The organism is Nocardia sp. NPDC057272, assembly GCF_042668615.1.
In the GTDB taxonomy this organism is placed as follows: domain Bacteria; phylum Actinomycetota; class Actinomycetes; order Mycobacteriales; family Mycobacteriaceae; genus Nocardia.
On the sequence record NZ_JBHUYK010000035.1, the window covers coordinates 14,508 to 29,225 of the forward strand.

Consider the following 14,718-nt stretch of genomic DNA (forward strand, 5'->3'; position numbering starts at 1 on the left):
CCGCGCGTCGGCGTCTATTTGCCGGACGCCCCGAGTGTCATCAGATCCTTGGCCGAGACCTCGGGTAGGTATGCCTTCGTCAGGGCGATGCCGATGCGGGGCAGGTCGGCCTCGTCGCGGTAGCACAGGTAAACCGGCTCGTGGCGGGGCTGGAACTTGGCCTTGAACGAATGCAGTGACCGGAAGCCGTAATACGGCTCCATCGCGGCGCCGAGCCCCTCGAGCAGACGATCGATGGGCTCGGCGCCGTCGGTACCCGCACTGCGTGCCAGCGGTGCGCCCGAGAGCGAAACGATCTCGGCGCCTTCCTCTTTGAACGCCTGGCAGGACGAGGCGATGAGGAATTCCACCACCGGCCGGAACCCGTCGGGGCGCCTGCGCATCACGTCGAGAGTCCAGCCACGGATCTCGTCGCCGGGGCCGTACACGGGCAACCACGAGGTGACACCGTGTACGCCGCCCTTGGCATCGACGGCCAGCCCCACCCGTACGGCCGGGTCGAGTGCCTCCTCCACGCCGCCGAGGGTGAATCCCATTTCGGGCAGCCCCTTCTCGCCCACCCACTCCTCGGAGATGGCGCGCACCTGGGCGATCACCACGAACGGTTCGTCGGCCAGCTCGACGAGCCGGAACTCGATGCCCTCCTTGTTCGCCTTGTTGATCGCGGAACGGATGTCCTGCCACGCCTTGCCCTTGAACTCGAGCTGCGGCAGGTCGACGATGGTGTCCTCGGCGATCTGCACACTGCGCCACCCGAGTTCGCCCGCGATCTCGGCGACCGCCTCGGTGGTGGAGAACAGGCACGGGACGAGTCCGTCGGCTTCGCAGCGATCGGTGAATCCGGCGATGGTGGCGGGGAGCAGATCGGTGGGGCCGATCGGATCGGTGAGCACGATGACGGTGCCCGCGTGACGCTGATAGGCGACGCAGCGTTCCCCGTCGGCGGCGAACCAGTATTTGTTCTCCGGCCAGGTCGTCATCCACGACATGGTGCTGCCGCCGTAGCGGGCGAGCAGGGCACGCACCGCTTGTCCGGGATCGGTGCCGGTGAGCGCGCCGTCGGTGATCTTGCGCCGCACGGGCACCCGGAACGCGCCGCGGCCGCTGTAGAGCAGCGCCACCTCGACCGCCCACAGCAGACCTGTTCCGAAGGTCACCGCGCCTTCGGTCTCGAAGTCGGTGCCGATGGCCACGCCGAGCAGCACCAGCGTGAACACCACGTGCAGCAGGCCGTAGGCGAGAGTGCCCCACCACGCCCAGTGCCTGCCTTTCCGCAGTTGCTCGGCCACCACCGTGATCACCACCACGGTCAGGATCGTGCTCCACAGCGAGCCGCGTTCGTTCTCGGTGGGACCGAGCAGGCTGTTGCCGGGGAAGAAGTACACCGCCACCGAGGCTGTCGCGATCACCAGCAGTCCGATGAAGGCCAGCATGCGGACTTCACGTCGGGTACGTGGCCAGAAGCCGTGTTCGGTGCGGCTGAACAGCTTTTCGCCCGCGGGCAGCCAGACGGCGATCGCGATGAGGTGCATGAGATCGGCGAAGGTCGACTCGAACAGGAACGTGAGCGCCACGTGCGCCATCAGCACGGCGCGCACCCGCAGCCGCCACGGCGACCGCAGCGTCGCCGAGACCGCGGCCAGCGCCGCGAACGCGGCCGTGGTGAATCCGACATCGCGGACCTCGGAAAGCCGGTCGGCCCAATCGAGATGGGTGTGGGCCAGCAGCCCGACCGTCACCGACGCGCCGAGAATGCCGATCAGCTGGCCCGACAGACAGACCAGTGCGGTGCGCACGGTGCCGAGCCGCCACTCCGTCCAGCCGACCGCCGCCGCGAAAACAACTGCCATACAGAAGTATTGGAAGGGGGTGAGTCCGAAGAACCAGCCGGACAGCGGCGTCCACCACTTGCCCTCGGTAAGCGGGGGCCAGCCGTAGGCGATATCGGGATACCAGGAACGTTCGTCGAGCCTGCGCCACAAGCCACCGCTGGCGACGCCGAGGATCGCGACCACGAGGAGGAAGCCGAGGGTGAACGGCATCCGGCGGATCACGGTGTGCGCCAAGGCGACGCCGCGCGAGGGCGCCGATTCGGAGGCAGCCGCGTTGTCGTTCATAGAACCACCCTTTGCTGCGAGTGCGCCGCACCGGCGCGGTGAGGTCGTCTGTGTACCGTATGTCATCGCGGCCGCACCACGACCGCGATGCGTGCGCTAGGGCGGTCGAGGTGGCATCTGCGGAGGTCAGGGATGACGCGAATCACCGATCTGTCGTTGCTCACCGGATGGCTGCCGGTGGCGTTGACGGTCTTGGGCGCCCTGGGTGCGGTCTGGTTGCTGTTACCTCGCGTACGACGCTATGTCACGACGATCATGCCGATCGTGGTGCTGGCCGCGGTGGTGTTCACCGTGGCGCTGTACCTGTTCGTGGAGGAGGTGTGGCGGCCCTTTCCCGACCCGATCGCCGTGTCGGTGTACGTGCTGATCGGGATCGCGGTCGCCGCGGTGCTGCTGGTTGTCCCGCGAATTCTGGTGCGCCGGACCGTGTGGACCGGTGTGGTGACCGTGCTCGCGGCCGCGGCGGTGCTCGTAGCGGTGGGAGTCGGGATCAACCGGGAGTACGCGTCGTATCCGACGGTGGGCGCGGCGTTCGGGGTGGAACAGGTCGACCGGATCGACGCCCGTGAGCTGACGCGGCGCGAGCAGGTGATCAGCGCGCGTCCGCTCGAGCCGGCCTGGCACGCGCCCGGCGGATTGCCCGACGGCGGGCGAGTACTGACCGCGACAGTGCCGCCGACGGCGTCCGGGTTCGCCGCGCGTGATGCCCAGATCTATCTGCCGCCCGCCTATTTCGCGGATCCGCGTCCGCTGCTGCCAGTGCTGGTGTTGCTCGCCGGTGAGCCGGGCGCGCCGCAGGACTGGTTCGTCGGTGGGCAGCTGGCCGAGACCATGGATTCGTTCGCCCGCGCGCACAACGGGCTCGCACCGGTCGTCGTGGTGGCCGACGGGACCGGCTCCCAGCTGGCGAACCCGCTGTGTCTGGACTCGAAGCTCGGCAATGTCGCCACCTACCTGGCCGTCGATGTGCCGAACTGGACGCGGGCGAATCTGCAGATCGACCCGGATCCGCGTTCCTGGGCGATCGGCGGACTCTCCTACGGCGGCACCTGCGCGCTGCAACTGGCCACCAATTATCCGGCGGTCTATCCCACCTTCCTCGATATGTCCGGTCAGGACGAACCGACCCTGGGCGACCGCCGGCGCACGGTGGACGCCGCGTTCGGCGGGGATACCGAGGCGCTGTTACGGGTCAACCCGCTCGACCTGCTGCGGACGCGGGCGTACCCGGATTCCGCCGGTGCGTTCGTCGTCGGCGCCGACGACGAGATGTACCGGCCGCAGGTGGAGCGGATGTATCAGGCGGCCGAGGAGGCGGGGATGGATGTGCGGCTGCGGATTCTCCCCGGTGGCCACAACTTCGCGCTGTGGGAGTTCGGGCTGCGTGATCAGCTGCCGTGGCTGGCCACCCGGCTCGGCCTGACACCCTGATCGGTGCCGGATTCCGCGGGGGTGCGCGGAGTACAGTTCGACGCATGTCCGAGGTGAAAACCCCAGGTACGGACGTCGGTGGCCCGCCCGCCGAGCACCAGATCGCCGCCGCCGCGCTCGGCATCGTCGACGAGGACGGCGCGGGGGCCCTGTCCGTCGGGGCGGTGGCGCGACGGCTCGGGGTCGACGCGGACGTGGTGCACGCCCGCGTCGGTGGGTTGGACGGCCTCGAACGCGCGGTGATCGAAAACGTGCTGTCGTCGGTGTCGCTCGGGCCGCTCACCGACGACGGTGTGGAGTGGACCGCGGCGGTGATCCAGTTCGCGCTGAGCATGCGCGGTCGGCTCTTCGACCACCCCGCGGTGGCGGAGTTGATCATGTCGGGGCCGATGGACAGCCCGTCGGCCGACGGACCGGTGGCGCGCGATATGACCGAGGCGCTGTTCGTCTGCCTCGCACGCGGTGGCCTCCAGGCGCCCATCCGCGCGCACGGGGTCTACGCGGTGTTCGTGTACGTCCTCGGTTCGATCGCCCTCGACGTCGCCGAAACCGATGGAAAGCCACCGCTGCCAGGGGAATCCGAGCGGATCGCGGCCCGCCGCGCGGCTCTGCGCGACCTGGATCCGACCCGGTGGCCGCGCACCGCGGCGCACCGGGAGGAGATCGCCGCCTGGACCTCCGTTGATCAGTTCGTCTGGGGGCTTCGCGTGCTGCTCGTCGGGATGACGGCGACCTGATGCGCGAACGCGCCGCGGCCCAGCAGGGCCGCGAAGCTCAGCAGCCACCCGCTCCACAACACATAGCCGAGGAAGTTGACGACGACGGCGGCGGGCTCGATGCCGAGCGGGATGACGACGCCGGTCGCGATGGCGGCGGCGCTGGTGTAACCGAGGGCGGCGAACCACGGTGGGGTGCGCAGGGCCGCGATGACCAGCGCGGTCCAGATCGCGGTGAGGGTGTACCCGGCGGTTTCGCCCAGGAGGGTGCCGAGCAGGGTGTGCTGTCGTTCGAAGGTGTCCGCGTCGGTCAGGGTGGGGACCAGTAGCGGCCAGCGCAGCAGGCCGATCGTTTGCACGAGGGCGGCGGCGACGCCGGCTCGCACCGCCCAGCGCATCGTGGGGGAGTCGTCCAGGCGCCCGAGCAGGACGGACAGCGGGACGAAAGCGCACGCCGCGGCCGCGAGGAGGGCGAACAGCGTGACGATCGTGGTCTGCTCGGCCCGGAATCGGGCGAGGACCTCGGTGGCGGGCAATTGCAGGACGTCGGGGTAGTCGAACGTCATCCCGAGGCCGACGAAGGCGAGGTTCATCAGAATCGGGGCGCTGATCAGCAGCGTGATGGCGGTCCATGGCTTGGTTCGCATGAGAATCCATTCTGGCTGTACGGAGTACAGGTAGCTGTACGGGGTACAGTTCACCGCATGTCGAAGGCGAAGTCAACAGGTGGCGGCGCGGCGCGGCCGGCGCGGCGCTCGTTCACCGAAGAGCAGGTGGTGGACATCGCGCTACAGCTTCTCGATGAGGGCGGGACCGGGGCGCTGTCGATCCGGGCGGTGGCGGGCAAGCTCGGGGTGAACCCCAACGCGGTGTACACCTACGTGGCGAGCCGGGCCGATCTGGAGCGCGCCGTGATCGAACGCGTGCTCTCGGCGGTTGCCCTCGAACCCCTGCGCGACCCCCGCGTGGAGTGGGCCGACGCGGTGATCCGGTTCGCGCTCGGCCTGCGCGCGGAACTGCTCGCGCATCCGGCGGTCGCGCTGTTGATGATGTCGGGGCCGATGGACGGGCCGTCGGCGAGCGATGTCGGCGAGGCGATGTTCGGGTGCCTGGCTCGAGGCGGTTTGTCGGAGGCGAGGCAGGCGAACGGCGTGTACGCGGTGATCGTGCAGGTGCTGGGCGGCATCGCGCTCACGGTGGCCGAAACCGACGGAAAGCCGCCGCTCACCCCGGAATCCGAGCGGGTCGCGCAACGTCGCGAGGGGCTGGCCCTGCTCGACGGCGATCGCTGGCCACGCTCGGCGGCGCAGGTCGACGCGATGGCGGCGTGGAACTCCGAGGATCAGTTCGTGTGGGGGCTGCGTGCCTTGCTCAAGGGGATAGCTGCCGGCTGACTACCAGGGCGCGGGATGTAATCCCGTTGCCGCACAGGCCTTGTCGACGGCGTCGAGCAGGGAATCGTTGTCGGCGGCGAGGCTGACCAGGGCGAGTGTGTAGGTATCGCCGAGGTGGGAGAGGTAGCCCGCGAGCTGGGTGCGGGGGAAGGCGGTGATGCCGGGGTGGATCGCGCGGGCGGCCACCCGGGTGCAGTCGTGTGGGCCGACTCTTCGCACCGCGTCGGGGAGGGTGCCGATGTTGGAGCACAGAATGTCTCGCTCGCCCGCGCCCTTGCTGAGGGTGTAGGCCCAGCGGTCGGGGATCACCTGGAGGATCTCCTCGGGCAGGCCCGCGGGGCTCGACATTCGGTGCTGATAGGCGGACCTGGCCTTGTCGCGAATGGTCGCGGGAGTGTCGAGGCGGTGGATGGCGATCTCGGTCACCGCGAGATCGTTGTCGACTCGGGGTTCGTCGCGCGTGTCGACGGGCAGGCTCGCAGTGATGATCGGGTTCGGGAAGCCGTTCTGCCACAGGATGTTCGCGATCAAGTGGATGAACAGGCTGTTCGGGGTCCCGCCGAGGGTGTTCGCGGTGGTGTCCCAGTGGGCGGCATCGAAGGTCAGCAGGAGGGGGCGCAGGTGCCGGTCGCTGGGCGAGCCGGGATTCGCAGGCGGAATGCCGCTGGACGCCGGCTCGCGCGGAACGTGGTCCGTGGCCGGTCGTGCCGACCGCCGGGGGAACCTGCGTAACAGCGCACGGGTCGTGCCGCCGAAGATGGTGACCCACTGGGAGACCGCATCCGTCCACTCCGAAGACGTTGTTCGGTACTGCGTTTCACCGGCGGGCAGTAGGCCGATCGAGGCGTGCGCCGGATCGAGCGAGCGCAGGGCGGCGGTGACGGCGTGGATCAGGCCACGGGCGTCGGCCAGGACATGCGAACAGGTCAGGGCGACAACGGTTCCGCCGCCGTCGAGGCGGGCGGCGGACAGACGCCAGCCGGGCGCGAACTCCGGGTCCAGATCGGTGCCGAGGCTGTCGGCCCATGGCAGGACCGCGTGGGCGGGGAGTGGGCCGGCACCGCGACCGGAATCGTGGTGGGCGATCGGCATTGCCGGCCAGTCGGTCTCGGCGATCGCGGTCCGGTTCGGCAGGAGGTCGAGGGGGTGGGCGCTGGTGTTGGGCTGCCAGCCTCTGCGGGCGCCGGGAACCCGGGAGTCGACCACCCTGCGGCCGAGCCTGCCCACACGCAAGCGATCGTGAATCGATTGCAACAGCGCGGGTTCCATCGCATCGGGAGTACGCCACAGACCCTGTAGCGCGATGGGGGTGCCCATCCCGCGGTGGGTCCGCAGGAAGATCTCGTCGACGACCGTGAGGCGGTCCATCAGCGGTGGTCGGCGCTACCGTGCCTGCCCTCACCCGCGGCGAAGCGGGCGGCGCCGTCGAGTGCGCCGCCGGTCAGGGCGGTCATGCCGTGCCGGAATTCGACGCGCAGCGCCTCCTCCTCGGTGTGTCCGTACTGGTCGTACAGGGCGGCGCGGTCGGTGCGCAGACAGGTCTGGGGGAGCGCGGCGAGCTGGGCGGCCAGCTCCTCGGCCACGCGGCGGGCCTCGCCGGTGGGCACGACACGAGTGACCAGGCCCATCTGTAGCGCCTCGGGCGCGCTCACCGGGCGGCCGGTGAGGATCATGTCGAGTGCGCGGCCTTCACCGACGATGCGCGGCAGGCGCACGGTGCCGCCGTCGATCAGCGGGACACCCCAGCGGCGGCAGAAGACGCCGAAGGTGGAGTCCTGCTCGGCGATTCGCAGATCACACCACAGGGCCAGCTCGAGACCGCCCGCCACGGCGTACCCGGACACCGCCGCGATCACCGGCTTGGACAGCCGCAGCCGGGTCGGGCCCATCGGGCCGTCACCGTCCTCGGTGGCCTGGTTGCTGTTCTCGGTGCCGAGAGCTTTGAGGTCGGCGCCGGAGCAGAAGGTGCCGTGTTCGCCCCACAGCACGGCGACCGAGGAGGTGGGGTCGGCGTCGAACGCGCGGAACGCCTTCACCAGCGCGTGAGCGGTCGGGCCGTCCACCGCGTTGCGGGCGTGTGGGCGATCCAGGATCACCGTCGTGACCGGGCCCGCGTGTTCGACGCGCACCGAATTCGCCGGACCGGGCGCGCTGGTTTCGGCGGGTGAACCTGTTTCCATTCCTCGACCATACGGCCACGGCACCCCTTGTGTGAAGAGGTGAATCAATGGTTCACTTCTTCACATGGTGTACCGCAGGACCCCGGCCGTACAGGCCCGGCTCGACGCGCAACGGGCGCTGATCGTGCACGGCGCCACCCGCGTGCTCTCGCGTGACGGGTTCGCCGGGCTGTCGATGGCAGCGGTCGCGGCGGAGGCCGGTATCGCGACCGGCACCGTGTACAAGCAGTTCGAGAACAAGGCCGAACTGGTCGCGGCGGTCTTCGAGACGGTCGTCGCCCGCGAGGTCGACGCGGTGCGCGCCGCCGTGGCCGAAGGTGACGTGGTGGGGCGGGTCACCGCCGCGGTGGAGACCTTCGCCGGGCGCGCGATGAAGAATCCGAAACTGGCCTACGTGCTGCTGGCCGAGCCCGTCGACGCCGCCGTCGACGCGCAGCGGCTGGAATTCCGGCGCGCGTTCGCCGCGTCGTTCGAGACCGCGATCGCACACGGCGTCGCCGAAGGCCGCTTGCCTGCCCAGGACTCGAGCCTCACCGCCGCCGCCCTCGTCGGCGCGATCGGCGAGGTGCTGGTCGGTCCGCTGGCCGCCGCGCCGCACGCCGAGACCGTCATCCCCGAATTGGTCGCTTTCGCCGTGCGCGCACTCGGTGCGCGCACGGAAACGTCGTAGTCGAAGGAGTTACCGGACATGCCGACCCACGAAGTGTTCAACCAGGCACCACCACTGATCCCCTTCGATGCCGCGCGCAACCCCGCGCTGCTGGAAGGCCTGCACCGCGAAGGCGCGGGCTGGGCCGAAGCCGAAGTGCGCGAACTCGGTGCGCTGGCAGGCGGTTTCGAGGCGCAGGAGTGGGGCAGGCTCGCCAACGAGTACCCGCCGGTGCTGCACACCCACGACCGGTGGGGCAATCGTGTCGACGAGGTGGAATTCCACCCGCACTGGCACGACCTGATGAATGTCGCGGTCACACATGGGCTGCACGGTTCGCCGTGGCTGGACGAGCGGCCCGGCGCGCACACCGCGCGCGCCGCCAAGTTCTACACCTGGGGCGCCGCCGACGCCGGACACATGTGCCCGATCTCGATGACCTACGCGGTGGTGCCCGCGCTGCGCCACAACCCCGAACTGGCCGCCCGCTTCGAGCCGCTGCTCGGCTCGCGCACCTACGATTTCGGCTTGCGCGAACCATCGGCCAAGGCAGGTCTCATCGCGGGTATGTCGATGACGGAGAAGCAGGGCGGCTCCGACGTCCGGGCCAACACCACCACCGCCACACCACAACCCGACGGCTCGTACCGCATCGTCGGGCACAAGTGGTTCACCTCGGCGCCCATGTCGGACATGTTCCTCACGCTCGCGCAGGCCCCGGGCGGCCTGTCGTGTTTCCTGCTGTCCCGGGTACTGCCCGACGGCACCCGCAACCCCATCCGCATCCAGCGGCTGAAGGACAAGCTGGGCAACAAGTCCAACGCGTCCTCGGAGATCGAATACGAGAACGCCACCGGCTGGCTCGTCGGCGCCGAGGGGGCAGGGGTGAAGACGATCATCGAGATGGTCAACATGACCCGCCTCGACTGCGTGATCGGCTCGGCCACCGGCATGCGGCTCGGCGCGGTCACCGCGATCCACCACGCCCGCCACCGAAAGGCCTTCGGCGCCGAGCTGATCGACCAGCCCGCCATGCGCAATGTGCTGGCCGACCTCGTCATCGAATCGGATGCCGCGACCACGGTGATGATGCGGCTGGCGGGGGCCACCGACCGCGCGGGCAGCGATCCGGCCGAGGCCGCGCTGCGCCGGATCGCGCTCGCCATCACCAAGTACTGGGTCTGCAAGCGTGCTCCGGCGCACGCCGCCGAAGCGCTGGAATGCCTGGGCGGCAACGGCTATGCCGAGGAATCGGGGATGCCGCGGCTGTATCGCGAGGCGCCGCTCATGTCGATCTGGGAAGGGTCGGGCAATGTGGCGGCGCTGGACGCGTTGCGTGCCATGGGACGTCAGCCCGAGACGGTCGAGGCCTACTTCGCCGAGGTCGGGCTCGCCCGCGGCGCCGATGCGCGCCTCGACGACGCGATCGACCGGGTGGGCAAGGAACTCACCGACCTGTCCGATATCGAATACCGCGCCCGCCGCGTCGTGGAACTGATGGCACTCGTCCTCCAGGGCGCACAGCTGGTGCGGCACGGACATCCCGCCGTCGCGGATGCCTTCTGCGCGACCCGCCTCGGCGCCGACTGGGGCATCGCCTTCGGCACCCTGCCGGTAGGGGTGGACACCGGCGCGATCCTAGAGCGCGGATTCGTCGACCTGCGCTGAGTCCGATGTCCTCATCGATACCCGGTGTGCTCGTCGATAGGGTTCAACGGTGACCTGGGCGAGTGGGGTGCTGTCGGTGCGTGAACTGGCTCAACGGGTTCCGATGTCCTGTGAGCGCTTCCTGCTGGGGATCGCTGGACCGCCTGGTGCCGGCAAGTCGACACTGGCGCAGCGTCTGTGCGCCGAGTTGATCACGTCCGGGCGGCCTGCGGTAGTAGCGCCGATGGACGGCTACCACCTGCGAAACGAGGTACTGCGGGCGCGGAACGCTCTGGCGCGCAAGGGTGAGCCGGATACCTTCGACGCGGCCGGGTTCGTCGCGGATCTGCGGTCGCTGCGGGAAACTCCGGTCGGAGCGCCGGTGCCGTGGCCGCTGTTCGATCGCACGATCGACGAGCCGACAGCCGGCGGTGCGGTCGTGTGCGACGAACGGGTGGTCATCGTCGAAGGCAACTACCTGCTGCTGACCGATGCCGAGTCGCCGGGCTGGGCTGACGTTCGCGGGCTGCTCGACGCGTGTTGGTACCTGGACGCGCCACGTCCGGTGCTCACCGAACGACTCCTGGACCGGCACACCACGGGCGGGCGAACACCGGCCCAGGCGCAGGAGAAGGTGATGGGGAGCGATCTGCGCAACGCCGATCTCATCGCGGCGAGCAGGAACCGAGCTGACCACGTGTTGACCGCTGCGGGGCACGGCTACCGCGTGACCTGAGCGCACCTCCACCGGCTCATCGGTAACCCCGGTCCGCGTGCGCACCGTTGACGAACCGTAGCCGACCCGGCGCGTGTGGCACGGAAATCGGCGCCATCGGGGCAATCATGGAGTGATGAAGCGAGGTCGGCGGTTTCCCGGGCGTGTGATGCGCAATGGTGCGGCGGCATTGTGCGCGGTGCTGTTGTACTACAGCGTGCCGGTGGGGTGGATGTTCGAGCTCGACGCATGGCCGGGGCGATTGAGCGGGGTGTTCATCTTCGTCGCCGGCGTCGCGGGACTGGCGTGGCTGGTCTGGCGACGGATCGAGAACTACCTGCGGGCGCCGACCGCCGCGGGTGCGCAGGTCGATGGGTTGCTGCTGCTCGTGTGCATCGTCGGCGTGGTGTTCGCGCTGTTCTACTATCGCTTGCAGCAGCTTCACCCGGATCAGTTCGACGGGCTGGAAACCCGCACCGACGCGCTGTATTACACGCTCGTCACCCTCGGCACCGTCGGCTACGGCGACGTGCACGCCGTCGGTCAGGCCGCGCGCATCGCGACGATGGTGCAGATCGTGTTCGACCTGGTGGTGCTCGGCACTCTGCTCACCATCATCACTACCAGCGTGACCGGCCGGGTCCAGGCCGCTGCCCGTGCCGCTCGCGAGGTCAGCGGCGGTGCGCCCGATACCACTCGATGAGTTCGTCGGTTGAGGAATCACCCACCGACACCGGCTTTTCCGATCCGCTCAGCAGCGGCATCAGCGCGAGGGCCTGCTGCTTGCCCAGCTCGACACCCCACTGGTCGAAACTGTCGACACCCCAGATGATGCCCTCGACGAACACCTGGTGCTCGTAGAGCGCGATCAGCTGACCCAGCGCCGACGGCGTGAGCTCCGCCGCCAGGATCGTGGTGCTGGGCCGATTACCCGGCATCACCTTGTGCGGCACCAGTTCCGGGTCGGTGCCCTCGGCGCGGATCTCCTCGGCGGTCTTGCCGAACGCCAGCACCTTCGACTGCGCGAACAGGTTGCTGATCAGGATGTCCTGCATGCTGCCGGTGCCGTCGCGGGTCGGCAGGTCGTCGGTGGACCTGGCGAAGCCGAGGAAATCGGCGGGGATCAGGCGGGTGCCCTGGTGGAGGAGCTGATAGAAGGCGTGCTGACCGTTGGTACCCGGCTCGCCCCAGAAGATCTCGCCGGTCGACGAGGTGACCGGGGTGCCGTCGGCGCGTACCGACTTGCCGTTGGACTCCATCGTCAATTGCTGGAGATAGGCGGGGAATCGGGCCATATCATTCGAATAGGGCAGGACCACACGGGATTCCGCGCCGAAGAAATTCGAGTACCAGACACCGAGCATCGCCAGCAGTACCGGCGCGTTCTCCTCCAGCGGGGCGGTGGCGAAATGCTTGTCTATGGCGTGCATTCCGCTGAGGAATTCCGCGAACTGCTCCTTGCCGATGGTCACCATCACCGAAAGGCCGATCGCCGAATCCACCGAGTAGCGGCCGCCGACCCAATCCCAGAAGCCGAACATGTGCGCGGTGTCGATGCCGAAGGCAGCCACGCGTTCGGCGTTGGTCGACACCGCGACGAAATGCTTGGCGACCGCTTCCTCGCCCAGCGCGTCGACCAGCCAGCGGCGCGCGGCGGTGGCGTTGGTGAGGGTTTCCAGCGTCGAGAACGTCTTGGACGCGACGATGAACAAGGTGGTGGCCGGGTCGAGGCCGGAGAGCTTGGCGACCAGGTCGGCGGGGTCGACATTCGAGACGAAACGGGCACCGATGCCCGCGTCGACATAGTGGCGCAGTGCGCGATACACCATGTCGGGGCCCAGATCCGAGCCACCGATGCCGATATTGACGATGGTCTCGATGCGTTCGCCGGTCGCGCCGCGCCACGCGCCCGAGCGCACGGAATCAGCGAATTCGCCCATCCGGCGCAGGACGTCGTGCACCTCGGCGTCGGCGTCGGTGCCGTCGATGCAGAGCTGGTCGCCGACCGGTAGGCGCAGGGCGATATGGCCGACCGCGCGATCCTCGGAGGTGTTGATGTGCTGGCCCGCGTACATCGCGTCACGGCGTTGCGGCACACCCGCCGTGCGCGCGAGATCGACGAGCAGGCGCAGGGTTTCGCGGGTCACGCGATGTTTGCTGTAATCGATGTGCAGATCCGCCACCTGCATCGTCAGCTCGCGACCACGTGCCGGGTCATCGGCGAACAGCTGCCTCAGGTGCATCGGCGCAACGGTGCGGTGATTGCTGTGCAGTGCCTGCCAGGCCGAAGACTCGGTGATGTCGCTGCTCACGAGCCGAGGGTACCGCGTTGGCCATCGAGCGGCGCTGTGTGTCGACGGGTTCAGGGTGGTGGCCGCGGCACCGGGCTTAGGCTGGCGGCATGGTGTCTGAACGCGATGTACTCGAATTCGTACCCAAGGGTTTGTGGATCGGCTCCGGACCCGTCGAGGCCACCGGAGGCGGCACTTTCGACGTGCGCAACCCGGCCGATGGGACGGTGATCGCACAAGTGGCCGACGCGACTCCCGAGGACGCGATGCGGGCGCTGGACGCGGCCGTCGCGGCGGGGCAGGCGTGGGCGGCGACGCCGTCGCGGGAGCGGGGCGAGATCCTGCGGACGGTGTTCGAGCAGCTCACCGCGCGAGCGGAGGAATTCGCGCTGCTGATGACGCTCGAGATGGGCAAGGCACTGTCCGAGAGCCGCAACGAGGTGCGCTACGGCGCCGAGTTCTTCCGCTGGAACAGCGAGGAGGCCGTGCGGATCCACGGGCGGTATCTGAACGCGCCGTCGGGAACCGGGCGGATCATGGTCGCCAAGCAGCCGGTGGGTCCGTGCCTGGCGATCACACCGTGGAATTTCCCGCTGGCCATGGGCACCCGCAAGATCGGGCCCGCGCTGGCGGCGGGCTGCACGATGATCGTCAAGCCCGCCTCCGCGACGCCGCTGACCATGCTGGCGCTGGCCAAGCTCTGTAGCGAGGCGGGCCTGCCCGACGGGGTGCTGTCGGTGATCACCACCCAGCGTTCCGGGGCTGTCACGGGTCCGCTGATCGACGATCCGCGGCTGCGCAAGCTCACCTTCACCGGCTCCACCGAAGTCGGTAAGAAGCTCGTTGCGGCGTCCGCGAACCGGCTGCTGCGCACGTCCATGGAGTTGGGCGGCAACGCGCCGTTCGTCGTGTTCGACGATGCCGATATCGACGCCGCCGTGGCCGGTGCGATGCAGGCGAAGCTGCGCAACGGCGGCGAAGCCTGCACCGCCGCAAACCGGTTCTACGTCCAGCGCGGCGTGGTCGCCGAGTTCACCGAGAAGTTCGTCGCCGCGATGGCCGACACCGTCGTGATGGGCCCCGGCACCGACGCCGCGACCACCCTCGGCCCCCTGGTGAGCGAGGACCAGCGCGAGATCGTGAGCGACCTGGTCGACGATGCCGTCGCCGTGGGCGCGCGAGCGTTGATCGGCGGCAAGGTTCCCAGCGGGCCGGGGTGGTACTACCCCGCCACGATCCTGGGCGATGTCCCGCCGTCCGCCCGCATCCTGCGCGAGGAAGTGTTCGGTCCGGTCGCCCCGATCGTCGCGTTCGACACCGACGAGGAGGGCGTCGCCGCCGCGAACGACACCGAATACGGGCTGGTCAGCTACGTGTTCACCCGAGATCTCGACCGTGCGCTGCGCATCTCGGAGGCGATGGAGAGCGGCATGGTCGGCGTGAACCGTGGCGTCATCTCCGACCCCGCCGCCCCGTTCGGCGGCGTCAAGGAATCGGGCTTCGGTCGCGAGGGTGGCACCGAGGGCATCGAGGAATACCTGAATACCAAGTACATCGCCCTGACCTGAGCCGGACAGA

Annotated in this window: 13 protein-coding genes; 8 read left to right on the plus strand and 5 right to left on the minus strand. The window is 69.0% G+C overall.

The window, feature by feature from the left end:
• Positions 1-14: 14 nt before the first annotated feature.
• Positions 15-2,117 carry a bifunctional lysylphosphatidylglycerol flippase/synthetase MprF gene (locus ACFULV_RS31090; protein ID WP_378662941.1) on the minus strand — a complete coding sequence of 701 codons (2,103 nt, stop codon included), beginning with the start codon at positions 2,115-2,117 and terminating at the stop codon, positions 15-17.
• A 132-nt stretch (positions 2,118-2,249) separates the two neighbouring features.
• Between ACFULV_RS31090 and ACFULV_RS31095 the strand changes: the two genes are divergently transcribed.
• The gene (locus tag ACFULV_RS31095) at positions 2,250-3,548 is read left to right on the plus strand and encodes an alpha/beta hydrolase-fold protein (protein ID WP_378662944.1); all 1,299 of its coding nucleotides are present in this window, start codon (positions 2,250-2,252) and stop codon (positions 3,546-3,548) included.
• A gap of 44 nt (positions 3,549-3,592) precedes the next feature.
• Positions 3,593-4,285, plus strand: coding sequence for a TetR/AcrR family transcriptional regulator (locus ACFULV_RS31100; protein ID WP_378662947.1), 693 nt, complete (start codon positions 3,593-3,595; stop codon positions 4,283-4,285).
• Here ACFULV_RS31100 and ACFULV_RS31105 read toward each other — a convergent pair.
• Positions 4,234-4,911: a DUF4386 family protein gene (locus ACFULV_RS31105; RefSeq protein ID WP_378662950.1), complete on the minus strand. Its 678-nt coding sequence runs from the start codon at positions 4,909-4,911 to the stop codon at positions 4,234-4,236. The genes ACFULV_RS31100 and ACFULV_RS31105 overlap by 52 nt on opposite strands.
• A gap of 57 nt (positions 4,912-4,968) precedes the next feature.
• Between ACFULV_RS31105 and ACFULV_RS31110 the strand changes: the two genes are divergently transcribed.
• Entirely contained in the window at positions 4,969-5,658 is a 690-nt protein-coding gene (locus ACFULV_RS31110; RefSeq protein ID WP_378662952.1) for a TetR/AcrR family transcriptional regulator, read from the plus strand.
• Here the strand turns inward: ACFULV_RS31110 and ACFULV_RS31115 are convergent, their stop codons facing one another.
• Both ACFULV_RS31115 and ACFULV_RS31120 read right to left on the minus strand, forming a co-directional pair.
• Positions 5,659-7,026: a hypothetical protein gene (locus tag ACFULV_RS31115; protein WP_378662955.1), complete on the minus strand. Its 1,368-nt coding sequence runs from the start codon at positions 7,024-7,026 to the stop codon at positions 5,659-5,661.
• Positions 7,026-7,838, minus strand: coding sequence for a crotonase/enoyl-CoA hydratase family protein (locus ACFULV_RS31120; protein WP_378635876.1), 813 nt, complete (start codon positions 7,836-7,838; stop codon positions 7,026-7,028). Before ACFULV_RS31120 ends, ACFULV_RS31115 begins: the two co-directional genes overlap by 1 nt.
• A gap of 64 nt (positions 7,839-7,902) precedes the next feature.
• Here ACFULV_RS31120 and ACFULV_RS31125 point away from each other — a divergent pair, with 64 nt between their 5' ends.
• The 4 genes from ACFULV_RS31125 (at position 7,903) to ACFULV_RS31140 (ending at position 11,552) form a co-directional block, all read left to right on the plus strand.
• The gene (locus tag ACFULV_RS31125; protein ID WP_378635879.1) at positions 7,903-8,508 is read left to right on the plus strand and encodes a TetR/AcrR family transcriptional regulator; all 606 of its coding nucleotides are present in this window, start codon (positions 7,903-7,905) and stop codon (positions 8,506-8,508) included.
• 18 nt (positions 8,509-8,526) lie between these two features.
• Complete coding sequence (locus ACFULV_RS31130; protein WP_378662958.1) at positions 8,527-10,155, plus strand: acyl-CoA dehydrogenase family protein; 1,629 nt, start codon at positions 8,527-8,529, stop codon at positions 10,153-10,155.
• Between the two features lie 49 nt (positions 10,156-10,204).
• A complete protein-coding gene (locus ACFULV_RS31135) occupies positions 10,205-10,870 on the plus strand; it encodes a nucleoside/nucleotide kinase family protein (RefSeq protein ID WP_378662961.1) in 666 nt (221 codons plus the stop codon).
• A gap of 115 nt (positions 10,871-10,985) precedes the next feature.
• Positions 10,986-11,552, plus strand: a complete 567-nt coding sequence (locus ACFULV_RS31140) for a potassium channel family protein (RefSeq protein ID WP_378662964.1) — start codon at positions 10,986-10,988, stop codon at positions 11,550-11,552.
• Here the strand turns inward: ACFULV_RS31140 and pgi are convergent.
• Positions 11,521-13,161, minus strand: coding sequence for a glucose-6-phosphate isomerase (pgi, locus tag ACFULV_RS31145; RefSeq protein WP_378662967.1), 1,641 nt, complete (start codon positions 13,159-13,161; stop codon positions 11,521-11,523). The genes ACFULV_RS31140 and pgi overlap by 32 nt on opposite strands.
• 89 nt (positions 13,162-13,250) lie before the next feature.
• Here pgi and ACFULV_RS31150 point away from each other — a divergent pair, with 89 nt between their 5' ends.
• A complete protein-coding gene (locus ACFULV_RS31150; RefSeq protein WP_378662970.1) occupies positions 13,251-14,708 on the plus strand; it encodes an NAD-dependent succinate-semialdehyde dehydrogenase in 1,458 nt (485 codons plus the stop codon).
• Positions 14,709-14,718 lie beyond the last annotated feature (10 nt).